Origin of the sequence: Acidipropionibacterium jensenii, assembly GCF_005890135.1 — a bacterium.
Lineage (GTDB): Bacteria > Actinomycetota > Actinomycetes > Propionibacteriales > Propionibacteriaceae > Acidipropionibacterium > Acidipropionibacterium jensenii.
Genome location: NZ_CP040635.1, coordinates 228883 through 252256 on the forward strand (window position 1 = coordinate 228883; position 23374 = coordinate 252256).

Genomic DNA, 23374 nt, shown 5'->3' on the forward strand with positions numbered 1-23374 from the left:
ACGTGGACCCCTCCTGCGCTGGAGCCGTGAAGGCCGCAAACCCGCCCTGAGCGAGCGCACCGCCAATGGTGCCACATCCGGGGATCCGCGGCAGCCCGGCTCGACCTGCCGGTGAGACGTGCTCGACCTGCCGGTGGGACCGGGAAGCGGCAGATCACGACAGCGCCTCGCCGATGATCGCGGTTGCCCGCCCGGCGGCCCGTTCACTGCGCTCCCGCAGCACCGCCAGGACCGTCCTGGCGGCCTCCCCGCCGTCGGCCGCCAGCACTCCCTCGAGGACCACGGCGTCCTGCATCTGTCCCAGGACGTCGGAGGCCCGGGCGAAGGCCTCGGCGCGCTGGGCAGCGCCCTTCACGGTGTCTGTGAGGGACTCGTGGGCGTAGCGGGCTGCCTTGATCCGGCGTCGCAGCCGGTGCCGGGTGGGAGCCAGCGTCGGGCTCACCAGTCCTGCTCCGTCCAACTGCTCCCAGACGGCCATCGCCCGGCTCTCGGCCCAGGCCACCCGCTTGAGGATCCGCGACCGGCCGGGTCCCCGTCCGCCGCGTCCCACCGACTTGCGCCAGGGGTCGGTGCAGAACGTCGCAAGGGCATCGACCAGCGCGGTCGCGGCCGGCGAGTGGACCATCTCCTCGGCCGTCCTCGCGGCGCGCTCCTGCTCCTGGCGGAGCCGATCGATCAGATCCCGGGCGCCGGCCAGCTCCGATCTTTCCGGGACGGCGTCCAGCACCTCGGCGACGTGCTGGGTGGCGACCTCGGCGTCGCGTGCCCGCCCGAGGACGTCGTTGTAGTGACTGAGCTCGTCGAGCAGCCGGACCGCCTGCTTCTGGTGCAGCAGCGGGCGGTAGATCCGGATGGTGGCGCGCAGTCGGCGTCCGGCCGCGCGCAGATCGTGGACGGCGTCGGCCTGGCGCTGCGCGAGGTCGTCGGGCAGGGATCTCATGAGCTCGACCTGGTCGGCCCAGTACCGCTCGACGCTCGCGGCGACCCTGGCTCTGGAGACTCGTGACATCGTCGACCGGCCTCAGCGCGACCCGGAGGCCGATCCGGATGTGGTGACGTCTCGCTCCTCGTCGAACCGCCGGAACAGCTCGTCGACGTCCAGGTCGGGGTCGTCGTCCTGTCCGTCGACCAGGGCCTGGGCCTCGGCCGGGGTGGAGACGGCCGGCATCGCGGCCGGCAGCGGACGGCGCGCCGACTCCGGCAGGAAGAAGATCGCGACGAATCCGGCGATCGAGGTGAGGATCACCCAGAAGGCGGGCGCCAGCGGCTCGCCGGTGATCGCCACCAGGGCCTCCATGATGAACGGGGCGGTTCCCGAGAACAGTGCCGCCGCCACGTTGTAGGAGATTCCCATCCCGCCGTAGCGCGAGGAGGTGGGAAACAGTGCGGGCAGGCAGGAGGCCAGATTGGAGACGTAGAGGGCCACCGGCACCGACAGCACGAACAGACCGAGCAGGGTCGACCAGATCACCCCGTGCATCATCAGCAGGAAGGCCGGAATCGCGAGCACCACCCCGCCGACCGAGGCGATCCGCAGCACCGTGCGACGGCCGATCCGGTCGGAGAGGGCACCGGCCAGCGGGATGCACAGAGACATCACGACCAGGACCGGCAGGGTGAGCAGGTTGCCGTGGGTCTCGTCATAGCCCAGGGTGCTGGTGAGATAGGTCGGCATGTAGCTGGTCAGGGCGTATCCGGCGGTGTTGGCGGCGGCCACCAGGGTGATGGCGACCAGGATCTCCCGCCAGAAGGCGCCGATCAGGGAACGCACCGACCGGGGACCCGTCGCGGCCTCGCTCTCCTGGAGTTTCTGCGCCTCCTGGAAGGCCGGGGTCTCCTCGATCCGGGAGCGGAAGTACAGCGCGACGACGCCGAAGGGCAGTGCCAGCATGAAGGGGATGCGCCATCCCCACCCCTCCATGAAGGAGGGCGAGAGTGTCAGCTGGAGGATCGAGACGACCGCCGCTCCGGATGCGAATCCGAGGTAGGAACCCACGTCCAGCAACGAGGCGAGGAATCCGCGGCGCCGGTCGGGGGCGAACTCGGTGAGGAAGGTGGTGGCGCCGGCGTACTCCCCGCCGGTCGAGAACCCCTGGAGGAGCTTGAGCACGATGAGCAGGATCGGCGCCCAGAAGCCGATCTTCGCGTAGTCCGGCAGGATGCCGATGAGGAAGGTGGCCGAGGCCATCATGAGCAGGGTGAAGGCCAGCACCTTCTGGCGGCCCATCCGGTCGCCGAACTGGCCGAGCACCACCCCGCCGAGGGGCCGTGCGATGAAGGTGACGGCGAAGACCCCCAGGGAGAACAGGTTCTGGGCGGTGGTGGATCCTCCGGGCAGGAACATCCTCCCGATGATCACGGCGAGATAGCCGTAGACCCCGATGTCGTACCACTCCATGAGGTTGCCGACGATCGTCCCGGCGAGTGTCCTCCTCAGCACCTCGGGCCTCACGACGGTGACGTCGGAGACCTCCAGGCGTCGACGGCCGCCGGTCTGCCCCGGTTGCGCTGCGACTCCCGAGTCATCTGTGGTTCCCATGATGTGCTCCCCTGCCGTGTCGCTGCTGTCCCTGTGGCGTCTCCGAATAGCGGTGTCTCCGAAGAGACGCCTCGGGGTCACAGCCCTTCGTCGTCGATCCGCGGGGTCACCATGCCGAGCTGGGTCGCCAGGATGAGGAGTTGGACGCGATCGCGCACCCCCATCTTCTCAGCGGCCCGGGCGAGGTAGCCCTTGATGGACCCGACCGAGACCCCCATGGCGGAGGCTATCTCGGCATTGGAGTATCCGTGAGCCAGCCACCGCACCGACTCCTCCTCACGATCGGTGAGAATCGGGCGGTGACGCGTCGGCGGATCGAGGTCTGGTCCGGGCCCGCCGCACGCCTCGGGAGAGGCAGTCGACGTCTTGGACTGGTCATCCATCGCCATTCTCACCAGGACGCTGGAGACCTTCGGGGAGATGTAGAACTCGTCGGTGAGAACGGCCTGGACCGCCCCGACCAGTTCATCGGTGCTGTCCTTGACCAGGTAGCCACTCGCCCCTGCCGCGAGCATCGGTGCGACGTACTCCTGGGTGGTGAAGGTGGTGAGGGCCAGCACCTTGATCTCGGGATGCTCCCGGACGATTCTGCGGGTGGCCTCGATGCCATTCATCCGCGGCATCCTGATGTCCATCACCACCACGTCCGGCGGATCGGCGATGCAGCGGACCAGAGCCTCCTGACCGTCTCGGGCCGTCCCGACCACCTCGGTGTCCAGACCCTGGTCGAACCGCAGCAGCGCAGCGAGCCCCTCACGCAGCACCGGATCGTCGTCGACGACAAGTATTCTCAGCTTCCCCACGCGCTCAGCGTATCGGGTGGGTGCAGATGGGAGCGGCAGAGGGAGAATCCCTTCTTCCGGGTGATAGCTTCTTCACAACGACTCGCGCCGGGTGGGCCATCGAAGCGGGACGCCCCCACGAATCACGGGTTCCGAAGAACTCCCTTTCACGATCTTTTTCAACAGCACAGGAGAAACTGCCATGAGACGTCGTTCACTCTCCTCCATCGTCGCCGCCTGCCTGCTCGGCGCCTCCCTGGGCCTCGGGGCACTGCCGGCCAATGCCGCTCCGGTCAGCTCCAATCGGGGATCCACCTCGACGGTCTCGACCCAGGGGCTCAACTCGATGATGTGCTATTGGTTGCCTGCATTCTGCAGGTGAGCTGAGCTCGCCGAGCGAGACTGACTGACAGGACGTCACAGGACATGACATCGGACGCGGCTGCGCGAGAGGGATTCTGGCGAGTTTCTCATCGCGTGCCGCGCCCGGTGGCCATCGTGGTGTCCTGCTTCGCCCTGCTGTTCAACATGGATGATCTCGTCGGGGCGTCGACGAGACTAGGTTCTGCCGGCTCGTACTCGGATTTTCTCCGTCTGCTCCTGTGCTCGGCTGCTCTGGGAATCGTGTGCTGGTTCCCCAGGATGGGAGCGGTTCTGGCCTGGCTCGCGGTGCCGGTGAGCGTAGGCAGCGGGAACATCGCGTTGCTCGCACTCGTGGGCCCTCTGGTGTGCGTGGCCGTCACCGCCACCTGCACCCTGCCATTCATCATCGTCAACGGTGTCGTGATGGTGGTGGGGACCATCGGAGTCGCGATCCGGTGGATCCAGTGGCACCACCCCCCGGTGCCGATCCTGTGGACCGGTGCCTTCCTGCTCTCGGCCAGCACGGCCCTGGGAATGGCTCTGCGCGCCCTGCTCGGGTCCCGGGCCGAACGGCGTCTCCAGGACAGACGCATCGCCGCCATCCAGAAGCAGGCCGAACAGGCCGCCGAGCACGAGCGCCAGCGTCTGGCCCACGACATGCACGACTACGTCGCCCACGAGCTCACCGTGATCATCGCCGCCCTGGCGGCCGCTCGCACCAGGCGGCAGAGCCACCAGCAGGATCCCGATCAGGACGCGGCCCTGCTGGAGACCATCGAGACCACCAGCCGCAAGGCTCTCGACGAACTGAGGCGGGTGCTGCGCCTGCTCGACGGCGAGGGCGACCCGGTCATCGGATCACCGGTGCCCGTCTCGGGCGCCCGACGGGCCGAGCCCGTGGAGACGATGATCACCGACGCGGCCCAGGATCTGGAGGCGATCGGGGACGAGGTGACCATCAGCATCAGTCCCGACGCGGCCTCCCTGATTCCCCCGGAGGATCATCGGCTCCTGCTGGAACGGTTCCTCAGCGAGGCGGTCACCAATGCCGTCAAACACGGCGGGCTGGGCTCACGGGTGACGATCCGCGCGAGTACCTGCTCCGGCGTCCTGCAGATCACCCTCAGCAACACCATCGAGAAGGCCAGGGCCGGACTCGACGTGTCCACAGGGCTCGGAATTCGTGGCCTTCGGGAGAAGGCGGAGGAACTGCACTGCTCGGTGTCGGCCCAACCGGCGCCCGGCAGGGATGGCTGGATCGCGACGCTGAGTCTGCCCGAGGATCTCGCGGCCTGAGGCTCCGGCCACGCGCGTCCTGGTCGACCAACGGCTGGCCGACCGGGACGCCGTAGTCCCCAGATCCCTCGTCGGGCCAGGGACCCGACACCACCCACTCAACTCCCTCGAAGGCCATCTGACAAGCAACTTTCGTCCGGACTTTGCCGGTCCCGGACCCGACTTTCGGTCAGCCTCGGCCGGCGATTGCAGTCGCCCGACCGGCGGGACCGGTTGAGCGACCCGACCGGTTGACCGGCCCGACTAGGTTCATTCCTGACTGTTGTCACCAGACTGGGAGAGCTCATGGCCACGGCACTCATCGTCGTCGACGTCCAGGTCGACTTCTGCGAGGGCGGATCGTTGGGGGTGGACGGCGGAAGCGCTGTGGCTGCGAAGGTCGCCCGGCTGCTGGAGTCCGACCACGGGTACAGCGCACTGGTCGCCACCCGCGATCACCACATCGACCCGGGCGATCACTTCTCCGACCATCCCGATTTCATCGACAGCTGGCCGCCGCACTGCGTGGTGGGTACTCCCGGCCAGCAGTTCCAGTCCGCGCTGGGGGGCAGCCGGTTCGACGCCGTCTTCGACAAGGGCTCCTACCGGGCCGCCTACTCAGGCTTCGAGGGCACGATCGGCGGTGGTGACGACGGGGTGACGCTGGCGCGATGGCTGCGGGACCACGACATCGACCGGGTCGACGTCTGCGGCATCGCGACCGACTACTGCGTGCGGGCCACCGCACTTGATGCCGCCCACGAGGGGTTCTCCACCCGGGTTCTGGGCCCCCTGACCGCGGCGGTGCACCCCGACGCCGTCCCGGCGGTGATCCAGGAGTTCGCCGGGGCCGGCATCCAGTGGCAGGCCTGAGGTCCGCCAGAAGGAGGACCAGCAGGGCTGCGAACCGACACGACGAGGACCGACAGAACGCACACCGGCACCAGGGCCGGCCGCACCCGCTGGGTTCAGCGTGCCGTGTCGGCCTCCAGCGCGATCAGGAAGGCCTTGGTCGCCAGCCCGCCGCGGTAGCCGCCCAGTTGGCCGTCGCTGCGCACCACCCGGTGGCAGGGCAGCACCAGGGGCACGGGGTTGGTGGCACATGCGCTGCCGACCGCCCGCACCGCGCGAGGCCGGCCCAGTCGCGCGGCGACCTGGCTGTAGGTGGCCGTGGTGCCATAGGCGATTGCGGGTAGATCGGCCTGCACGGCGCCCCGGAACCCGACCAGGACGGTCGGGTCGACCGTCAGGTCGAAGGTCCGTCGCCCCCCGGTGAGGTACTCATCGATCTGCCGGGCGGCGTCCTCGAGGCGCTCCGGGTTCTGACTCAGGCCGGCGCCGAGGGTCCGCGAGAGTGTGTCCAGCACCTCGTCGAAGTCCTCGTTGTCGAAGGCGATCCGGACCAGTCCCCGGCCGGTCGAGGCCACCAGCAGCGCTCCGATCGGGGTCTGGAGGATGCGGTAGGAGGCCTCGAGGGCCTCGGTCCCGGCGCTCACCACGCCGCCCCGGTGGACTCGAACTCGTCGCGGCGCCCGGCGATGAGCCGACTCAGCAGATCGACCGGAAGCCCGGTGTCGTAGGGCAGCTTGATGAAGCCGGCTCCGGCATCGAATCCCGCCGAGGCGACGTCCTCCGCCACGGTGGAGAAGTACCGGGTGGGGAACCTCAGTGAGGCGTGCTTCTTGAAGGACTGCAGCATCACCAGCCGGGTGCCGTCCTGGACGAATGCCGGGGTGTTCCAGTGGAGCACCTCCTCGGCACGGGGAAGCTCCTGCTGGCACAGTCGTCGCAGCTCGCCCAGGTGCGGCTGGGCCACCCCGGGCAGTTTCGAGTAGTAGTCAGAGACGTTCGCGCGTCTGGCCTGAGCCATCGTGGTCCTCCTGTTGTCCGGCCGGCGACGGTCCCGGACCACTCTAGGTGGCAGAGGGTTCCGCCCCGGGTGTCCGGAGAGGGGCCTCAGGCGACGGCGTCGTCGACCCCGCAGCTGGCGAAGTACCGCCGGCAGCGCGCCGCGCTCCAGCCGTGGGCCTGGGACAGGCCCTCGCTGAGCATCCGCAGGTAGCGCTGCTCGGGCTGGTTGGGCACCAGATCCGCTGCGCGTTCGGGACAGGTGAAGGTGAGCATCGCGACCCCCTCCCGCTGGCCCACCCGGACCAGGGTCTCGTAGCGGCCGGGGCCCGCGACATGGCGACCGCCGGGCACCCCGGCCCTCACCACCGCCTCCAGCGGACTGCTGCCTCCCGGTTCCCGGTGCATCTCCTGGGTGGCGACGTCGACGAACTGCTCGGTGCTGATGAGGTAGGCGCGACCGGGTGTCGGACCCTGGCCGTCGGGGTCGTAGAAGCCCATCCCGCCTCCCCAGACCGAGGATGTGCCGGCGAAGAAGAGCCGCCCGGGAAGCATCACCGCGGCGTCGGCGACCGGCGGGGTGTGGTCGCGGGCTCCGGGGTAGCTGACCCGCGCACCGGGCGGCCGGCCACCCTGGAGGTAGCAGGCCAACCGGGACGCGTTCATGTTCGACCCGTAACTGACGTACCAGACATGATCGGCGTTCATCGCGGTCCAGTGTGCTTCACGACGTCCGTCCGGTCGCCGGTGTTCGGATGGCGACACCCCCGGCGAGCTGCTGGGCGGCCAGCTCGGCGTAGAGCCCGCCCCGGGCCATCAGGTCGGCGTGGCCGCCGCTCTCGATGATGCGGCCGTCCCGGATGACGTGGATCAGGTCGGCGTCGACGACAGTCGACAGCCGGTGGGCCACGGTCAGCGTGGTGCGGCCGTGGGCCAGGGCGTCGATCGCCTCCTGGACCAGGTGCTCGGAGACCGTGTCGAGGGAGGACGTCGCCTCGTCGAGGAGGAGCACCGGCGGATCCTTCAGCAGGACCCGGGCGATCGCGATGCGCTGCTTCTCGCCTCCGGAGAGGCGGTACCCGCGCTCCCCCACCACGGTGTCGTAGCCGTGCTCGAAGCCGACGATGACGTGGTGGATGTTGGCGGCGGTGCACGCCTCGATCAGCTCCTCGTCGGAGGCCCCGGGCCGGGCGTAGCGCAGGTTCTCGGCGATGCTCGCGTGGAAGAGGTAGGTCTCCTGGGAGACGATCCCGATGTCGTCGATCAGGGAGGCCGACTGAAGGGTGCGCACATCGGCACCGGCGTAGACGACACGGCCCTCGGAGGCCTCGTAGAGCCGTGAGATGAGGGAGAGGATGGTGGACTTCCCCGATCCCGAGGGTCCGACCAGGGCGATGTGCTGACCCGGTTCGGCGACCAGGCTCACATCGTCGAGGGTCGGCCTGGAGCCGGGGGCGGCGTCGGGGTACCGGAAGGTGACGGCGTCCAGGACGATGCGCCCGCGGGGTCCGGGGGCCTCGGCGACCGGGCAGGCGTCGGGCCTGTCGCGGACCGCCGGAACCAGATCGAGGTACTCGAAGATCCGGGCGAACAGGGCCTGGGAGGTCTGGACCTCCAGGGTCACCCGCATGAGGCCGACCAGCGGGTTCAGCAGCCTCGCCTGGACGGTGGTGAAGGCCACCACGGCGCCGGCGGTGAGACCGGACCAGCCGCCGATGATCAGCCATCCGGCGAGCAGATAGATGATGGCCGGCACCGACGCCATCAGAACCTGGACGACGGCGAAGAAGCTCTGCCCGCTCATCGCACGGCGGACCTGCAGACCGACCTGGTTCCGGTTCTCGGTCCGGTACCGGGCGGCCTCGGCGGCCTGCCGGTTGAACGACTTGGCGAGCAGCACTCCCGAGACCGACAGCGTCTCCTGGGTGATCGCGGTGAGTTCGGACAACGACTCCTGGGTCTGGCCGGCGATCCGGGCGCGGATCTGACCGACCCTGCGCTGGACCACGACCAGGACGGGCATCAGGATGACGGCGACCACGGTGAGGCGCCAGTCGATGAGCACCATGGCCACCAGGGACGCGATCACGGTGACGGCATTGCCGAGGATCGAGGTGACGGTGGAGGTGAGCACGCTGGAGACCCCGCCGACGTCGTTCTGCAGCCGTGACTGGATGACGCCGGTGCGGGTATGGGTGAAGAACCCCAGTTCCATCTCCTGGAGGTGCTCGAAGAGCCTGACCCGCAGGTCGCCGGTCACCGAGTTGCCCACCGTTGCGGTGAGCCAGGTCTGGAACACGTTGAGCGCGGCCGCCAGCAGGTAGAAGCCGATCATCGCCGCCACCAGTCCGGCCAACAGACCCATCACCGGATGACCGCCGGGTGGGAAGAGAGCCTCGTCGAAGACCCTCTTGACCAGCAGCGGCGGGATGACTCCCAGTCCCGCACTCACCACCACGATGATGCAGGTGACCGCGATGCGGCCCCGATAGGGAGCGAACAGGCTCATCGCCCGACCGCGCAGGTTCTCGATCCGGGGAGCCTGGGCGTTGATGGCGCGCTGGGCGGTCTCGTCGATCCGCCGCATCCCGCCGGTACGGACCATGCCAGGGAAGCTCATGCCCGAATGATAGGAACCGGGTCCCAGATCAACCCAGAGCCCGAAGATTCAGAGTCACGACAAGCGCGAGCACGACCGCCAGGACGGCCATGATGATGAGAAACGGGCCCATGCCCTTGCGCTGCTGCCTGACATGCCCGATCGAACCGGTCGAGAACTGGTGCATGGGTGCGGCGTAGAAGACCGGGACGCACTGACCCGCAGCCAACTGGAAGTCCAGGGATGCCTGGCCGTAGGTGCGCGTCCACTGGGCGAAGGCGTCCACGTGGACCGGGCCGGCGGGCACCGTGATCCTCTGCCATCCGTAGTGAGCACCGATGTGGTGGCCGTTGATGACCACGGTCGGGGTGATCATGTTCGAGGTCATCACGGAACCCTGGATCGTGAGATCCACGGCGCCCATCGGAGGCAGCGCCGGATGCGGGCTCGGATACTGCGGGGTCGGATACCGCGGGGTCGGATACCGCGGGGTCGGATACCGCTGGGGCAGCTGCGCGGCCAGGTACGGCAAGGCCGGCTGTTGGGGAGCCATCCCTGGGTAGGGCTGCTGCCATGGGGAGGCCCCTGGCCCCGGCTGGCCGGGCGCGTCCGGGGCCAAAGGGTGCTGGGTCATGGTCGAAGGGTACTGGAGGAGTCGTCACCAGCCCGATGTCGAGCAGCTCAATCGCGTCGGTGCGTGCTGATCCAGTACCGGCGCTCGCACCGTCCGTTCTCGAGAGTCACGGTGTTCTCCAGTGCGCCACCATTGCACTCGATGACGCCGATCGATCCCCGGTTGACGTCATCGCAGGTGACGAGCGCCCGCTCCACACCCAGACCGCTGAGGATCTCCAGGCCCTGGCGCAGCATCTCCAATCCATATCCGAGACGGCGGAAGGCGGGCCGAACCGCAAATCCGATGTGCCCGCCCTCGCGCAGCAGCGAGGTCGTGAGTGCATGACGCATGTGGACACGGCCGACGATCTGCTCACTGACCACCGCGACGAGCATCGTGGCCGGCACTCTGCCCTCGGCGAGTCCCACGCCACGGCGGACCCGATCGGTGTCGCGCAGATACTCGCTCCAGGACTGCCCCTTCTTCCCGAGCATGAAGTCGAAGTCCTCTGCGGCGAGCTCGGCCTGAGCTGCCCGCACAGAGACCTCGTCCCCCGGCAGCGGCTCGCGCAAGAGCAGTGGTATCTGCGCCTGTTGTCCGGTCATGTGACCTCCCACCGTGTGATTCGGTTTGATCCTGTCAGTGGTAGTCAACGATCTCCACCTTGTATGGTCCGTACTGAGCCTGCCCTAGTCGCATCTACCCGGTAAGGGTGCGGCCCGCCCACTGTTCGGAGAGGGAGGCAGCCCGTTCAAGCCGGGCCAGGTCCGGGAGACTCACTTCTCAGTGGGAGATGTCGGAGTCTCCACAGTCACACACGTCACGCATCAAGGCAGCACTTGACCAGGCTCAGCTCAGTAGTGGTAGCGGGCCTGGAGGATCACGAGGTCGTCCCCGTCGACGAGATACACCAGCCGGTGCTCATCGGTGATACGGCGCGACCATGCCCCCTGCGCGCCATACTTCAACTGCTCCGGTTTCCCGATACCCGCGAACGGCTCACGAAGGCAGGAGTCGATGAGCGTGTTGACTCGCTTCAGCACGCGACGATCGATGGTCTGCCAGTGCGTGTAGTCCTCCCATGCAGACGGGTCCCAGACCAGCCGCACTCAAGCATCCTCGTCCGCACGGTCGAGGGCGTGCGTCTCGACCTTCCCAGCGCGGGCACGCTCGTAGGCATCGAGCAGTCGCCGAGCATTCGCAGGTGAGCGGAACAGATAGGCCGTCTCCTGCCAGGCCGTGTACTCGTCGGCGGGCATCAACACTGCGTTGCCCTTGCGGGAGACGATCTCGATGGCCTCGCGGTCTTCATTGATGCGCTCGATGAGCGGGAACAGCGTCCTGCGCGCCTCGCTGGCACTGATAGACATGATCACGATCCTCCTCGTGCGTCTCTGGTACGAGATTATGGTACCACTGGTGCGTCGATGGTCGACGGCGCGCAGGACCTGTCCGCCACGTCATACCCGAATACCCGATGACGTTGTTCGGTGACGGAACTCGACCCCGTTCCTCGCGTTGATCACGCTGAAAACCGGTTCTGTGCGCACAGCCAAGATGGCTGCAAGCGCATCGGCATCGTCCGGCTAGGCTGAACGCGTTTCGAGGGATAGTCAGGACCTGACGAGTGCAAGCCAGGCGCGTAGTCGGAGAAATCGTTCATGCGCCCCGCAGTGGTGTGATTGACGCGACGGTGTCCCGCAGTGCACGCCGCTCCATGCGCAGCTCGTAGTTCGATTGCAGGTTCATCCAGAACTCCTCGGACGTCCCGAAGTACCGCGCCAGCCGGATCGCCGTGTCCGCAGTGATGCCACGCTTGCCGTGCACAATCTCGTTGATTCGCCGCGGCGGAATGCCAATCGACACCGCGAGCTTGTTCTGCGTGATCCCGAAGCCCTCGATGAAATCCTCCATCAGGATCTCTCCCGGATGGATCGGCTCGATCAGGTCGCTCTCAGCGGTAGTCGACGAGTTTGACACTGTCCGCACCTCCCTCTCCCCAGACGAAGCAGAGACGCCATTGCGCGTTGATGCGGATGCTGTGCTGACCACGACGGTCACCGTCATGAACGCTAGACGTTAAACCGGAACTCGACCACGTCACCGTCCTGCATGACATAGTCCTTGCCCTCCAGCCGGAGCTTGCCGGCCGCCTGGGCCTCCTTCTCGGAGCCATAGGTCACCAGGTTGTCGAAGGAGACCACCTGCGCCTTGATGAATCCCTTCTGGAAGTCGGTGTGGATCACCCCGGCGGCCTGCGGGGCGGTCCAGCCCTTGTGGATCGTCCAGGCGCGGGACTCCTTCTCACCGGCGGTGAGGAAGGTCTGCAGACCCAGGGTGTCGAAGCCGACACGTGCCAGCTTGTCCAGCCCGGGCTCGGTGATCCCGGCGTCAGCGAGGAACTCCTCGGCGTCCTCGGGCTCCATCTCGGCCAGCTCGGCCTCGAACTCGGCGTCCAGGAAGATCGCCTCGGCCGGGGCGACGATCTTGGCCATCCTCGCCTTGAGATCCTCGTCGGCGAGCTGATCCTGGTCGCAGTTGAAGACGTAGATGAAGGGCTTGGTGGTGAGCAGGAACAGGTCGTGGAGAGGCTCGGGGTCCAGCCCTGCCGAGTAGATCGTCCGACCCTCCTCGAGGACCTTCTGGGCCTCCTCCCAGGCCTGCGCGCGGGGCCGCGACTCCTTGCGGATCGCCGCCTCCTTCTCGAGCTTGGGCAGCTGCTTCTCGAGGGTCTGGAGGTCGGCCAGCACCAGTTCGGTGGTGATCGTCTCGATGTCGGAGGAGGGCTCGACCTTCCCGTCGACATGGGTGACGTCGTCATCCTCGAAGCAGCGGGTCACCTGGCAGATCGCGTCGGCCTCGCGAATGTTGGAGAGGAACTCGTTGCCCATCCCCTCCCCCTGGCTGGCACCCTTGACGATCCCGGCGATGTCGACGAAGGACACCGTGGCGGGAACGGTCTTGACCGAGCTGTACATCTTCGTCAGCACGTCCAGCCGCGAATCGGGGACGCCGACCACCCCGACATTCGGCTCGATGGTCGCGAACGGGTAGTTCGCCGCCAGCACGTCGTTGCGGGTCAGTGCGTTGAACAGGGTTGACTTGCCGGCATTGGGGAGGCCGACGATTCCGATGGTGAGTGCCACGTCGCGCCATCTTACCGGCGGCCTCGCAGAGCCTGGCCCCGGCGCGGGGTAGCGTCCGGCCATGCCCCAGCGAATCATCCCGAACCTCTGGTTCAACCACACCGCCCGCGAGGCGGTGGACCACTACCTGGAGATCTTCCCCGACAGCAGCGAGGTGTCGGTCAGCCACTACCCGACCGAGGGCCTGCTGGACTTCCAGCAGGACCTCGCCGGCGACGTCCTGGAGATCCAGTTCCGGATCGGGGACCTCACCTTCTCGGCGATCAACGCCGGGGGCGAGTTCAGGCCCAACTCGTCGATCTCCTTCCTGCTGAACTTCGATCCCTCCCGGGACCCGGACGCCCGGGGACACCTCGACCAGCTCTGGGAGCGCCTCACCGCCGACGGGCTGGTCGGGATGGAGTTGTCCTCCTACCCCTTCTCGTCCCACTACGGATGGGTTGAGGACCGGTACGGGGTCAACTGGCAGCTGATGCTCACCAATCCCGACGGCGACCCGCGGCCCTTCGTCACCCCCGAGTTGATGTTTCCCCACGCCCAGACGCAGGCGACCGAGGCCATCGAGCTGTACACCGGCCTGTTCGAGAACTCCGGCACCGGGGTCATCGCCCGCTACTCGGAGCTCGGCGAGCTGCCCTCCGAGGAGACGTCCCCGCAGGCCCTCGCCTACGCCGACTTCACCCTGGCCGGTCAGTGGTTCGCGGCGATGGACTCGGCGGTCCCCCAGGACGTCACCTTCACCGAGGGGGTCTCGCTGGTGGCGCTGTGCCCCGACCAGGCCGAGATCGACCGACTCTGGGCGGTCCTGTCGACGGTCCCGGAGGCCGAGCAGTGCGGCTGGTGCAAGGACCAGTTCGGGGTCAGTTGGCAGATCGTCCCGCAGGACATGCCCGACTTCTCCCAGCCGGAGGCCTTCGGCAGGCTTCTGGGCATGAAGAAGCTGGTGATCGCCGACCTGTCCTGATCAGGCTCCCGCCCAGTAGGCCCTCAGAGCCGCCGACAGGTGGCTGAGGTCTGCGACACCGGCCAGTTCGCGGGTGGAGTGCATCGACATCAACGGGACGCCGACGTCGACGGTGAGGATGCCCAGACGAGTTGCCGTGAGCGGTCCGATGGTCGAACCGCAGGGCACCGAGTTGTTCGAGACGAAGTCCTGGGTCGGGACCCCGGCGGCCCCGCAGGCGCGGGCCCACAGCACGGCCCCCACACCGTCGGTGGCGTATCGCTGGTTCGCGTTGATCTTGAGCAGCGGCCCGCCGTTGAGCAGCGGGTGGTTCGCCGGGTCGAACTTCTCGACGTAGTTGGGGTGGACGCCGTGCCCGGCGTCGGAGGAGACGCAGGAGGAGCGGGCGAGCATGGCGCGGTAGCTGTCGCCGTCCCGGCCCAGGCCATCGGCGATCCTCACCAGGATGTCCTCCAGGAGGGGCCCGCAGGCCCCCGAGCGGGTGGCCGAGCCGACCTCCTCGTGGTCGAAGCAGGCCATCACCGCGATGTCGTCTCCCGGTGCCGCCTCGACCATTGCGGCGATCGAGGAGTGCACCGAGGAGAGATTGTCCATCCGCGAGCTGGCCAGGAACTCCCCGCGGGGCCCGATCACCGCCGGGCTCTCGGTCGGGTAGGCCAGGATGTCGTGGAAGCCGAGGTCGGCCCGGTCGATGCCGGCGGCCTCGCACAGCAGGTCCTCGACGTCCAGATCGGGGTTCGAGACCGACAGGATCGGCATCAGGTGGCGCTGCCTGTCCAGGTGCAGGGTGTCGTTGACGCTGCGGTCCAGATGCGGGGCCAGCTGGCTGATCCGCAGGATCGGTCCGGTGCGCACCAGATGGCTGCGGCCGTCGCGGGTGACCAGCCGTCCAGCCAGTCCCAGGTCACGGTCCAGCCAGGAGTTGAGCAGTCCCCCGCCGTAGACCTCCATCCCCACCTGCTGCCAGCCGTGGTTGGTCACGGTGGCATGGGGCTTGAGCTTGAAGGAGGGCGAGTCGGTGTGCGAGCCGACCACCCGGAAGGCGGTGCGGTCGCTGATGGCGTCCGGCGTCTGCCAGGCGACCACCGCGCCGTCGCGCACCACGTAGTGGCGTCCGAGGGTCTGGGACCACGGGTCGCTCTCGTCCAGTCGGGTGAATCCGGCCTCGTCGAGACGCCGGGAGAGCTCGGCGGCCGCGTGGTAGGAGGTCGGGGAGGCCTTCACGAAGGAGATGACGTCCTCGGCGTGGGAGGCGAACTGACAGGCCGCCGGCGCGGTGGTGGAGGTCTCGGGCAGGAGTGGTTCTGACACGTCAGTCATTCAACCACCGCCTGTCATTTCCACCCCTGCCCGGACGGCCGGACCAGCCGGCCCGACCAGACTGCCTGCCCAGAACTGTCGGTGGCGGCTGGCACCCTGTGGACATGACCATTTCGTCCCTCGTGATGCTGCTGATCGGACTGCTCCTCGGCCTGGCGATCGGATGGCTCCTGGCCGAGCTGCGCGCCCGCTCGTCGGTGGCCTCCGAACGCGCCCGGGCCGACGTCGCCCGGGCGCAGTGCCAGGCCGCCGAGCAGCGCGCCGAGATCACCGCCGCCGATCGCGACGGGCTGGCGGACCGCTTCAAGTCCCTGTCGGCCGACGCCCTGAACCTCCAGCAGTTGCGCGCCGACCGGGCCGCCGAGCGCACCGTCACCGACACCCAGCGCCTGCTGACCCCGGTCTCCCAGGCTCTCGACAAGTTGGAGCGTCGGCTGGCCGAGGTCGAACGGGAGCGCGCCTCGATGACCGCCTCGCTGGGCAAGCAGGTGGACCTGGTCAATGCCGCCGGGGAGGGCCTGCGCCGGGAGACCGCATCCCTGGTCACCGCGCTGCGCAAACCGCAGGTGCGGGGCGCCTGGGGAGAGGTTCAGTTGCGCCGGGTGGTGGAACTGGCCGGAATGGTGGAGCACTGCGATTTCGAGGTCCAGGCGACCACCCGTGTCACCGGCCAGCCGCTGCGCCCCGACATGACCATCCGGATGGCGGGGGACCGGTGCGTCCATGTCGACGCCAAGACTCCGCTGTCGGCCTTCCTGGACGCCGCCGGCACCGACGACCCGGACCAGCGGGCCACCCATCTGGCACACTTCGCGCGCAATGTGCGCGGTCACATCGATGACCTGTCGTCGAAGGCCTACTGGCGCACCGAGACCGACTCCCCCGAGTTCGTCATCCTCTTCCTGCCCAGCGACGCCTTCCTCCAGGCCGCCCTGGACGAGATGCCCGACCTCCACGAGTACGCGTCGCGGCGCAACATCGTGCTCGCCGATCCGGCCGTGCTGATCCCCATGCTCAAGGTCATCGCGCTGGCCTGGCGCCAGCAGGATGTCGCCCGGTCCGCCGCCGAGGTGGCGGCCCTCGGCCGCGACCTGCACGACCGGCTGGCCACCCTGTCGAACCATCTCGACCGGCTGGGGCGTTCGTTGACCGGCGCGGTGAAGAGCTACAACTCGGCCGTAGGGTCCCTGGAGACCCGGGTGCTGGTCAGTGCCCGCCGGTTCGAGGAGATGGGGGTGACCACCTCCGAGCTGGCCTCACCGGCCCCCGTCCAGGACGCCACCCGGCCACTCACCGCACCCGAGCTCACCGATCCGCTGGCCTCCGTCGAGGAGGCCGACACCGTGACACGAGGCTCCGACTCTGCGACACGAGCGTCCGGGACGACCGACACCGATGCGCAGATGCTCCGTCCAGCCATCGCAGCGACCGGTCCCGAGCCCGAGTCCTCCCGCCGGGGCCAGGAGAGGGCCTCCTGAGGCGACCGGAGGCCCCGGGTACTCAGGCTCCGGTACGCGCCGACCTGCTGCGCCTGGGGCGCAGCTGAGGGGGCAGGGCGAAGGTCAGCGACTCCTCGATGAGGGACTCCTCGACCGCCGGCGGCCAGCCCCTGGACTCCAGCAGCGCCAGCACCCCCTTGACCAGCTGCTCGGGTACCGAGGCTCCGCTGGTCACCCCGATGGTGGCCACCCCGTCCAGCCAGGAGTCGTCGATCTCGGTCGCGTCGTCGACCCGGTGGGCGGCCCCCGCACCGGCCTCCAGGGCGACGTCGACCAGGCGCGCGGTGTTCGAGGAGTTGCGCGACCCCACCACGATCACCAGGTCGCAGTGGGCCGCGATCTGCTTGATGGCGTACTGACGGTTGGATGTGGCGTAGCAGATGTCGTCGGACGGCGGGTTCATCAGGTCGGGGCGCAGCGCGCGCAGCCGCTTGAGGGTCTCGGCGGTCTCGTCGACGCTCAGGGTGGTCTGGCTCAGCCAGGACACCGGACGGTCGGGGTCCAGGTCCAGATCGGCGACATCCTCTGGGCGCTGCACCAGGGTGATGTGGTCGGGAGCCTCCCCGGTGGTGCCCTCCACCTCCTCGTGGCCGGCATGGCCGATGAGCACGATCTGGGTGTCCTCGGTGGCGAACCGCCGCGCCTCGTGGTGCACCTTGGTCACCAGGGGGCAGGTCGCGTCGATCGTGCGCAGACCGCGTCTCTTCGCCTCCGACGTCACCTCGGGCGAGACCCCGTGGGCGGAGAAGACCACCAGAGCGCCCTCGGGAACCTCGTCCAGATCCTCGACGAAGATCGCTCCGCGGGTCTCGAGGTCCTCCACGACATGGCGGTTGTGGACGATCTGCTTGCGCACGTAGACCGGCGCGCCATAGGCCTCCAGGGCCTTCTCGACCGTCACCACGGCCCGGTCGACACCGGCGCAGTAGCCGCGCGGGGCGGCCAGAATGAGCTTGCGGGGCACATCGGGCATGAGGTGCAGTGTAATCGCCGCGGCCCAAGCCACAGAGTCGTCAGACCCGGCCACTACGGTGGGGCCCATGCCCGATCCCTCAGACGCCGACAACCCGAAGTCCCTGGCCTGGGTGGTCCGTGCCGTCAAGGCGTGGGTGGAGCGCTGCGGCGCGGTCTGGGTGCAGGCCCAGGTCATCGAGCTCAACCGCCGCTCCGGACCCACCCAGTTCCTCACCCTGCGCGACATCGACGAGGAGGTCTCGGTGACGGCCACCTGCCACCGTCGCTTGCTGGACGCCGCCGGCCCCGTGGAGACCGGCATGACGGTCACCGCCCTGCTGAAGCCGACCGTCTGGTCGAAGACGGGCCGGCTGTCCTTCGAGTGCTCCCAGATCCGGCCCTCCGGGGAGGGCCAGCTGCTCGCCCAGCTCGAGCGCCGACGCCGCTTGCTGGAGGCCGAGGGACTGTTCGACACCAGCCTTCACAAGCCCCTGCCGCTGCTGCCGGCCGGCATCGGGCTGATCACCGGCACCCACTCCGATGCCGAGCGCGATGTGATCCGCAACGCCGGTCTGCGTTGGCCGGCGGTGCGGTTCGTGGTGCGCAACACCCTGGTCCAGGGGCCCCGCGCCGTCGAACAGATCCTGGCCGCCCTGGCCGAGCTGGACGCAGACCCCGGCGTCGACGTCATCGTCATCGCCCGCGGCGGAGGGTCCCTGGAGGATCTCCTGCCGTTCTCCGACGAGGTGCTCATCCGCGCCGTCTTCGCCGCCCGCACGCCGGTGGTCTCCGCGATCGGGCACGAGCGCGACAACCCGATCCTGGATCTGGTGGCCGATCTGCGCGCCTCGACCCCCACCGACGCCGGCAAGCGCATCGTCCCCGATGTCGCCGAGGAGGCCGCCCTGGTCGCCGAGTGCCGGACGCGGATCAGGCAGTCGGTCGCCACCCTGGTCGCCACCGAGCAGACCAGGCTGGAGGGGTTGCGGTCCCGACCCGTGATGGTCGACCCCACCGCCACCCTGGACATCGCCGCCGAACGCCTGTCGACGACGGTCTCCCGGCTCCGGATGGCCGCCGAGCACGGACTGGACGCCTGCACCCACCAGATCGACCAGTACCTGACCCAGATCCGGGCGATGTCACCGAAGGCCACCCTCGACCGCGGCTACGCCGCCCTGGCCGACGATCACGGAGACTCGGTGAGCTCGGTCGAACAGGTGGCCACCGGCGGCCGGCTGATGGCCTACCTGGCCGACGGCCAACTCGGCCTCCTTGTCGAGTCCGCCACCCCCACCGAATCACGCACCCCCGCCGAGGAGCAGTCATGACATCCCAGAACCCCACCGATCAGACCCCTGCCGCCCAGGCCACCACCGCCCAGGCAGTCGATGACCAGACCACCGGCGAACCGGAGATCGGCTACGAGCAGGCCCGCGACGAACTGGTCGAGGTGGTCCGGCGCCTCGAGTCAGGAGGCACCAGCCTCGCCGACACGATGGCCCTGTGGGAGCGCGGGGAGAAGCTGGCGGCCATCTGCCAGACCTGGCTGGACGGCGCCCGGTCACGGATCGACCAGGCGCGCCATCAGTCGGGCCCCGAGGGCTCCTGACCCCGGCCGGTCACGAGCTGGTCAGCAGGCTGGCGTAGCCCTGGAGCACCGGGTAGTCCGCGTCCCCGACGACAGCGGCCGTCGAGCGGCCCTCCGGGCGCACCAGGGAGCGGGTGCGCCCGTCGTCACTGATCCTCTTCTCCCAGGGGTGCCCCTCGACGACCACCATCCCATCGGGCCGTCCCGACCGGGTGACCGAGTCGAGGAATGCGCTGGTGGACGGCTCGTCGGACTGGTTCACCCCGATGTAGATCTGGTCGGTGCTGAGGAACCCCAGTTCCCAGCGATTGCCACTGGCGACGGTGTCGCCCACCCACTGCCCGCCACGTTCGACGAAGCGGGCCTTGACCGGCTTCCAGCCGGCCGGCGGGGTCGAGGGGGCGAGCACCGGGTATCCCGCCTTCTGGCGCGCCTGGGCGAGGATCGGCTGCCAGTCCACCGGGTCGACCTGCGGTGCGTCGGGGGTCCTGGTGAAGAACCAGACGATCAGGAGGACGGGGACCAGCAGGACGGCCAGGGAGATGACCATGTCGCGTCCGGTCGCCTTGGAGTTGCCATGTGATGCCACGGCGACCATGTTCCCAGATTCTCGGCCCGACGGCTCCGATCGCCTAGACCATGTCCTCGAGCATCTGGGTCACCAGGGCGGCGATCGGGGAGCGTTCCGAGCGGGTCAGCGTGACATGGCCGAACAGCGGATTGCCGCGCAGCCTCTCGACGACGGCGGCGACCCCGTCATGGCGGCCCACCCTCAGGTTGTCGCGCTGGGCGACGTCGTGGGTGAGCACCACCCGCGAGTTCTGCCCGATCCGCGAGAGCACGGTGAGCAGCACGTTGCGCTCCAGGGACTGGGCCTCGTCGACGATGACGAAGGCGTCGTGCAGGGACCGTCCCCGGATGTGGGTGAGGGGAAGCACCTCCAGCATCCCCCGCTCGGTGACCTCGTCGATGACATAGGAGTTCGTCACCGAGCTGAGGGTGTCGATCACCGCCTGACCCCAGGGGGCCATCTTCTCCCCCTCGGAACCTGGCAGGTAGCCGAGTTCCTGACCGCCCACCGGGTACAGCGGCCGGAAGACCATCACCTTCCGGTACATCTCCCGCTCCAGGACGGCGTCCAGACCCGCACACAGAGCCAGCGCCGACTTGCCGGTGCCGGCCCGGCCACCGAGCGAGACGATGCCGACCTCCGGGTCGACCAGCAGGTCCAGAGCCACCCGCTGCTCCGCCGAGCGTCCATGGATGCCGAAGACCTCCAGGTCGGTGTTGATGAGATGGGCCCTCCCGTCGGGTCGCAGTCGCGCCAGGGCGCTGCCGCCGGGACCCTCCATCACCAGTCCGGAGTGCACCGCGATGTCCTCGGCGCGCGGAGTCCCGTCGGACCCGTCGAGTGCCACCGAGCCCTGCTCGTAGAGCCGGCCGATGGTCTGGGAGGTGACCTCCACGGTCGTCATCCCGGTCCAGCCGACGTCGGAGGCCTGCTCGTGGCGGTACTCCTCGGCCTCCAGACCGATCGCCGAGGCCTTGATCCGCAGCGGCAGGTCCTTGCTCACCAGGACCACGTGATGACCGGCGTGCCGGTAGTTGGCGGCCACCGCCAGTATCCGGGTGTCGTTGTCCCCCAGCCGAAGCCCGTCGGGGAGGCACTCGGGATCGGAGTGGTCGAGCTCGACCATCAGGGTGCCGCCCTCGTCGTTGAGCGGGGCCGGGTGATTGAGCCCGCCGTGCTCGAGGGTCAGACTGTCGAGCAGCCGCAGGGCCGCCCTGGCGAAGTATCCGAGGTCCGGGTGGTCCCGCTTGGCCTCCAGCTCGGTGATGACCACGATCGGGAGCACGACCTGGTGCTCGGCGAAGTTGAGGAGCGCCCTCGGGTCGGACAGCAGCACCGAGGTGTCGACCACATAGGTGCGCCGACCCTCCACAGGGGCGACGATGACGGCATGCGGCCGATCCGGCGCATTCGGACGAGTGGGCACAGCGACCTCCCGTGACGATCGAACCGCTCCGAGAACGAGGCCGCCGCGAGGGCGCCTGGACCGGTTCCCTGCCCACAGGCTACCGACGATCTGCCGTGCCGGGGCAACACCGGCCCCCGGACACCGACCCGGACCGTGCCAGGGGACCGAACCGGCGCAGGGTTCAGATCACCACCAGGCCGATGGCGATCGCGTGGCAGATGGCGCCGATAGCGGTCCCGGCGTGGAAGACCTCGTGGAAGCCGAACCAGGTCGGTGAGGGATTGGGCTTCTTCAGCGCGTAACTCACCGCGCCCGCCGAGTAGGCCACCCCGCCGACCAGTACGAGGATGACCACGGCCGGTCCGCCGGCGTGCCAGAACTGCGGCAGCCACCACAGCGCACCCCAGCCCATCACGATGTACAGGCCGGTGTAGAGCCACCGGGGGGCGTCGATCCACAACCATCGGAAGGTGACGTCGATGACGGCGGCCCCCCAGATGACCGCCAGAAGCACCACCCGGGAGGTCCCGGTGAGCATCGAGACGGCCAGCGGGGTGTAGGTGCCGGCGATGAAGACCGCGATGTTGGTGTGGTCGATCCGGCGCAGCACCGCCTTGACCCGGGGGGACCAGCGGACCCGGTGGTAGACCGCCGAGTTCCCGAACAGCTCGACCCCGGTGCAGATCCACACGGCCACCGCCAGGCGCGTCTGCCAGGAGTCCCCGGCGACGATGAGGCCGAGTCCGCAGAGCAGGATCAGTGGCGCCATCACGGTGTGGATCCAGCCCCGCAGGCGGGGCGGCGTGTCCTCGGCCGGCACCCCGACCAGATCATCGGGACCCTTGGGCCCGACCGCCGGCGCCCGGTCAATGGAGGGCGCACCCGTCGAACCGCTGTTGCTGGTGGTATCTCTCATGGCATCATCCCGTCCTCGCCGAAGCAAAAACCTACCGAACCGTAGGTTATCTCGCTGCGCCGACTGTCAACACCCCGGCCCGAGCGGTGGACGCCGTCGGGCCGTCCCCGGCCGACCTGATGGCCGCGACGCAATAGGCTGACGTCATGAGCAGATCCGACCACCGCAGCAGGAGGGTGGGAGAGCTGGCCGACCGCCTCCATCCCTCCGGCCTGCTCTACAGCACCTACGAAGCCAGGCTGCTCGACCAGTTGGACCGCTCGCGGCTGCCCGAGCACGTCGCCGTTCTGGCCGACGGGAACCGCCGGTGGGCCCGCCTCAACGCACCGGGACAGCCGCTGGTCACCGGCTATCGCGCCGGTGCCCGCAAGCTCAAGCACTTCTGCGCCTGGTGCGACGAGGTCGGCATCCCGATCGTCACCCTGTGGGTGCTGTCGACCGACAATCTGCAGCGCGCCGAGACCGGGGAGCTGAGCTCCCTGCTGAAGGTCATCGAGGACCTCGTCGTCGCGCTGAGCGGCAATCCGAGCTGGCGGGTCCAGGTGGTCGGCGATCTCAACCTGCTCCCCGACGAGATGACCCGGGTCCTCACCGACGCCTGCCAGCGCACGGTCGAGCACCACACCATGCACATCAACGTGGCGATCGCCTACGGCGGTCGCCACGAGCTGCGCGACGCCGTCCGGGAGCTGCTCGCCGAAGAGGCCGGCAAGGGCACCTCGCTGACCGAGTTGTCCCAGACCCTGGAGATCGACCAGATCGCCAAGCACCTCTACACCCGCGGACAGCCCGACCCCGACCTCATCATCCGCACCTCCGGGGAGCAGCGACTCTCCGGGTTCCTGATGTGGCAGAGCGCCCACTCCGAGTTCTACTTCTGCGAGGCGCTGTGGCCAGACTTCCGCAAGGTCGACTTCCTGCGAGCGCTGCGCTCCTTCTCCCAGCGGGAGCGCCGGTACGGCCGGTGACCCGCCCGACCCGGC

Annotated in this window: 25 protein-coding genes and 1 pseudogene; 8 read left to right on the top strand and 18 right to left on the bottom strand. The window is 68.7% G+C overall.

Translation table 11 applies throughout. The features are described 5' to 3' along the window. Positions 1-154: 154 nt before the first annotated feature. The 3 genes from FEZ32_RS01060 to FEZ32_RS01070 all read right to left on the bottom strand — a co-directional run bounded on the left by FEZ32_RS01060 (position 155) and on the right by FEZ32_RS01070 (position 3342). Positions 155-1009, bottom strand: a complete 855-nt coding sequence (locus FEZ32_RS01060) for a CHAD domain-containing protein (RefSeq protein WP_138679696.1) — start codon at positions 1007-1009, stop codon at positions 155-157. Between the two features lie 12 nt (positions 1010-1021). Continuing rightward, on the bottom strand, positions 1022-2539 hold the full coding sequence (locus FEZ32_RS01065) for an MFS transporter (RefSeq protein WP_138679697.1): 1518 nt from the start codon (positions 2537-2539) through the stop codon (positions 1022-1024). A gap of 77 nt (positions 2540-2616) precedes the next feature. After that, entirely contained in the window at positions 2617-3342 is a 726-nt protein-coding gene (locus FEZ32_RS01070) for a response regulator transcription factor (RefSeq protein WP_201270068.1), read from the bottom strand. Positions 3343-3523: 181 nt separating this feature from the next. Between FEZ32_RS01070 and FEZ32_RS01075 the strand changes: the two genes are divergently transcribed. From FEZ32_RS01075 to FEZ32_RS01085, 3 genes are all read left to right on the top strand, one after another. Beyond that, positions 3524-3703: a hypothetical protein gene (locus tag FEZ32_RS01075; protein ID WP_138679698.1), complete on the top strand. Its 180-nt coding sequence runs from the start codon at positions 3524-3526 to the stop codon at positions 3701-3703. Positions 3704-3747: 44 nt separating this feature from the next. Further along, on the top strand, positions 3748-4980 hold the full coding sequence (locus tag FEZ32_RS01080; protein WP_138679699.1) for a sensor histidine kinase: 1233 nt from the start codon (positions 3748-3750) through the stop codon (positions 4978-4980). Between the two features lie 285 nt (positions 4981-5265). Next, entirely contained in the window at positions 5266-5832 is a 567-nt protein-coding gene (locus tag FEZ32_RS01085) for an isochorismatase family protein (protein WP_097799193.1), read from the top strand. Positions 5833-5927: 95 nt separating this feature from the next. Here the strand turns inward: FEZ32_RS01085 and FEZ32_RS13420 are convergent, their stop codons facing one another. The 10 genes from FEZ32_RS13420 to ychF all read right to left on the bottom strand — a co-directional run bounded on the left by FEZ32_RS13420 (position 5928) and on the right by ychF (position 13168). Further along, a complete protein-coding gene (locus FEZ32_RS13420) occupies positions 5928-6455 on the bottom strand; it encodes a methylated-DNA--[protein]-cysteine S-methyltransferase (protein ID WP_175415686.1) in 528 nt (175 codons plus the stop codon). Continuing rightward, positions 6452-6829: an iron chaperone gene (locus tag FEZ32_RS13425; RefSeq protein WP_051238192.1), complete on the bottom strand. Its 378-nt coding sequence runs from the start codon at positions 6827-6829 to the stop codon at positions 6452-6454. The genes FEZ32_RS13420 and FEZ32_RS13425 overlap by 4 nt, the downstream gene beginning before the upstream one ends. An 86-nt stretch (positions 6830-6915) precedes the next feature. Then, positions 6916-7515, bottom strand: a complete 600-nt coding sequence (locus FEZ32_RS01095; protein ID WP_138679701.1) for a histone deacetylase — start codon at positions 7513-7515, stop codon at positions 6916-6918. Positions 7516-7531: 16 nt separating this feature from the next. Then, complete coding sequence (locus FEZ32_RS01100) at positions 7532-9427, bottom strand: ABC transporter ATP-binding protein (protein WP_138679702.1); 1896 nt, start codon at positions 9425-9427, stop codon at positions 7532-7534. A gap of 28 nt (positions 9428-9455) precedes the next feature. Next, on the bottom strand, positions 9456-9821 hold the full coding sequence (locus FEZ32_RS01105; protein WP_154655309.1) for a hypothetical protein: 366 nt from the start codon (positions 9819-9821) through the stop codon (positions 9456-9458). Between the two features lie 266 nt (positions 9822-10087). After that, on the bottom strand, positions 10088-10627 hold the full coding sequence (locus FEZ32_RS01110) for a GNAT family N-acetyltransferase (protein ID WP_138679704.1): 540 nt from the start codon (positions 10625-10627) through the stop codon (positions 10088-10090). 249 nt (positions 10628-10876) lie between these two features. After that, positions 10877-11131: a Txe/YoeB family addiction module toxin gene (locus FEZ32_RS01115; protein ID WP_028702688.1), complete on the bottom strand. Its 255-nt coding sequence runs from the start codon at positions 11129-11131 to the stop codon at positions 10877-10879. After that, the gene (locus tag FEZ32_RS01120) at positions 11132-11392 is read right to left on the bottom strand and encodes a type II toxin-antitoxin system Phd/YefM family antitoxin (RefSeq protein WP_028702687.1); all 261 of its coding nucleotides are present in this window, start codon (positions 11390-11392) and stop codon (positions 11132-11134) included. It abuts the gene before it with no gap. 289 nt (positions 11393-11681) lie between these two features. Beyond that, entirely contained in the window at positions 11682-12002 is a 321-nt protein-coding gene (locus tag FEZ32_RS13750) for a HigA family addiction module antitoxin (protein ID WP_028702686.1), read from the bottom strand. Between the two features lie 92 nt (positions 12003-12094). Continuing rightward, positions 12095-13168: a redox-regulated ATPase YchF gene (gene ychF / locus FEZ32_RS01130; protein WP_138679705.1), complete on the bottom strand. Its 1074-nt coding sequence runs from the start codon at positions 13166-13168 to the stop codon at positions 12095-12097. 61 nt (positions 13169-13229) lie between these two features. Between ychF and FEZ32_RS01135 the strand changes: the two genes are divergently transcribed. Then, the gene (locus FEZ32_RS01135) at positions 13230-14132 is read left to right on the top strand and encodes a VOC family protein (RefSeq protein ID WP_138679706.1); all 903 of its coding nucleotides are present in this window, start codon (positions 13230-13232) and stop codon (positions 14130-14132) included. Here the strand turns inward: FEZ32_RS01135 and FEZ32_RS01140 are convergent, their stop codons facing one another. Beyond that, the gene (locus FEZ32_RS01140; protein WP_138679707.1) at positions 14133-15452 is read right to left on the bottom strand and encodes a M18 family aminopeptidase; all 1320 of its coding nucleotides are present in this window, start codon (positions 15450-15452) and stop codon (positions 14133-14135) included. It lies immediately after the preceding gene. A 110-nt stretch (positions 15453-15562) separates the two neighbouring features. Between FEZ32_RS01140 and FEZ32_RS01145 the strand changes: the two are divergent. Continuing rightward, positions 15563-16765, top strand: a pseudogene (locus FEZ32_RS01145) (DNA recombination protein RmuC); the annotation flags it as partial. 187 nt (positions 16766-16952) lie between these two features. Here the strand turns inward: FEZ32_RS01145 and FEZ32_RS01150 are convergent. Further along, entirely contained in the window at positions 16953-17924 is a 972-nt protein-coding gene (locus tag FEZ32_RS01150) for a 4-hydroxy-3-methylbut-2-enyl diphosphate reductase (protein ID WP_097799213.1), read from the bottom strand. Between the two features lie 67 nt (positions 17925-17991). Here FEZ32_RS01150 and xseA point away from each other — a divergent pair, with 67 nt between their 5' ends. Continuing rightward, positions 17992-19236 (top strand): exodeoxyribonuclease VII large subunit, encoded by a 1245-nt coding sequence (gene xseA, locus FEZ32_RS01155; RefSeq protein ID WP_138679708.1) that lies wholly within the window; start codon positions 17992-17994, stop codon positions 19234-19236. A gap of 86 nt (positions 19237-19322) precedes the next feature. Continuing rightward, on the top strand, positions 19323-19517 hold the full coding sequence (locus tag FEZ32_RS01160; protein WP_236082649.1) for an exodeoxyribonuclease VII small subunit: 195 nt from the start codon (positions 19323-19325) through the stop codon (positions 19515-19517). A gap of 10 nt (positions 19518-19527) precedes the next feature. Here FEZ32_RS01160 and FEZ32_RS01165 read toward each other — a convergent pair whose 3' ends face one another. The 3 genes from FEZ32_RS01165 to trhA all read right to left on the bottom strand — a co-directional run bounded on the left by FEZ32_RS01165 (position 19528) and on the right by trhA (position 22391). Continuing rightward, positions 19528-20046 (bottom strand): DUF4245 domain-containing protein, encoded by a 519-nt coding sequence (locus FEZ32_RS01165; protein WP_236082650.1) that lies wholly within the window; start codon positions 20044-20046, stop codon positions 19528-19530. Between the two features lie 82 nt (positions 20047-20128). After that, the gene (locus FEZ32_RS01170; protein WP_097799217.1) at positions 20129-21493 is read right to left on the bottom strand and encodes a PhoH family protein; all 1365 of its coding nucleotides are present in this window, start codon (positions 21491-21493) and stop codon (positions 20129-20131) included. A 163-nt stretch (positions 21494-21656) separates the two neighbouring features. Further along, positions 21657-22391 carry a PAQR family membrane homeostasis protein TrhA gene (gene trhA / locus FEZ32_RS01175; protein WP_084149512.1) on the bottom strand — a complete coding sequence of 245 codons (735 nt, stop codon included), beginning with the start codon at positions 22389-22391 and terminating at the stop codon, positions 21657-21659. 146 nt (positions 22392-22537) lie between these two features. Here trhA and FEZ32_RS01180 point away from each other — a divergent pair, with 146 nt between their 5' ends. Next, positions 22538-23359, top strand: a complete 822-nt coding sequence (locus tag FEZ32_RS01180) for an isoprenyl transferase (RefSeq protein ID WP_138679710.1) — start codon at positions 22538-22540, stop codon at positions 23357-23359. Positions 23360-23374 lie beyond the last annotated feature (15 nt).

What these genes read in the sequence shown, in the direction of transcription:
- FEZ32_RS01120 (WP_028702687.1), bottom strand. Translation starts at nt 11,392, where the DNA reads ATGTCTATCAGTGCCAGCGAGGCGCGCAGGACGCTGTTCCCGCTCATC.
- FEZ32_RS13425 (WP_051238192.1), bottom strand. Translation starts at nt 6,829, where the DNA reads ATGGCTCAGGCCAGACGCGCGAACGTCTCTGACTACTACTCGAAACTG.
- FEZ32_RS01100 (WP_138679702.1), bottom strand. Translation starts at nt 9,427, where the DNA reads ATGAGCTTCCCTGGCATGGTCCGTACCGGCGGGATGCGGCGGATCGAC.
- FEZ32_RS01060 (WP_138679696.1), bottom strand. Translation starts at nt 1,009, where the DNA reads ATGTCACGAGTCTCCAGAGCCAGGGTCGCCGCGAGCGTCGAGCGGTAC.
- FEZ32_RS01080 (WP_138679699.1), top strand. Translation starts at nt 3,748, where the DNA reads ATGACATCGGACGCGGCTGCGCGAGAGGGATTCTGGCGAGTTTCTCAT.
- FEZ32_RS01165 (WP_236082650.1), bottom strand. Translation starts at nt 20,046, where the DNA reads ATGGTCATCTCCCTGGCCGTCCTGCTGGTCCCCGTCCTCCTGATCGTC.
- FEZ32_RS01075 (WP_138679698.1), top strand. Translation starts at nt 3,524, where the DNA reads ATGAGACGTCGTTCACTCTCCTCCATCGTCGCCGCCTGCCTGCTCGGC.
- trhA (WP_084149512.1), bottom strand. Translation starts at nt 22,391, where the DNA reads ATGAGAGATACCACCAGCAACAGCGGTTCGACGGGTGCGCCCTCCATT.
- FEZ32_RS01110 (WP_138679704.1), bottom strand. Translation starts at nt 10,627, where the DNA reads ATGACCGGACAACAGGCGCAGATACCACTGCTCTTGCGCGAGCCGCTG.
- FEZ32_RS01095 (WP_138679701.1), bottom strand. Translation starts at nt 7,515, where the DNA reads ATGAACGCCGATCATGTCTGGTACGTCAGTTACGGGTCGAACATGAAC.
- FEZ32_RS01180 (WP_138679710.1), top strand. Translation starts at nt 22,538, where the DNA reads ATGAGCAGATCCGACCACCGCAGCAGGAGGGTGGGAGAGCTGGCCGAC.
- FEZ32_RS01085 (WP_097799193.1), top strand. Translation starts at nt 5,266, where the DNA reads ATGGCCACGGCACTCATCGTCGTCGACGTCCAGGTCGACTTCTGCGAG.
- FEZ32_RS01140 (WP_138679707.1), bottom strand. Translation starts at nt 15,452, where the DNA reads ATGACTGACGTGTCAGAACCACTCCTGCCCGAGACCTCCACCACCGCG.
- FEZ32_RS01150 (WP_097799213.1), bottom strand. Translation starts at nt 17,924, where the DNA reads ATGCCCGATGTGCCCCGCAAGCTCATTCTGGCCGCCCCGCGCGGCTAC.
- FEZ32_RS01135 (WP_138679706.1), top strand. Translation starts at nt 13,230, where the DNA reads ATGCCCCAGCGAATCATCCCGAACCTCTGGTTCAACCACACCGCCCGC.
- FEZ32_RS01065 (WP_138679697.1), bottom strand. Translation starts at nt 2,539, where the DNA reads ATGGGAACCACAGATGACTCGGGAGTCGCAGCGCAACCGGGGCAGACC.
- xseA (WP_138679708.1), top strand. Translation starts at nt 17,992, where the DNA reads ATGCCCGATCCCTCAGACGCCGACAACCCGAAGTCCCTGGCCTGGGTG.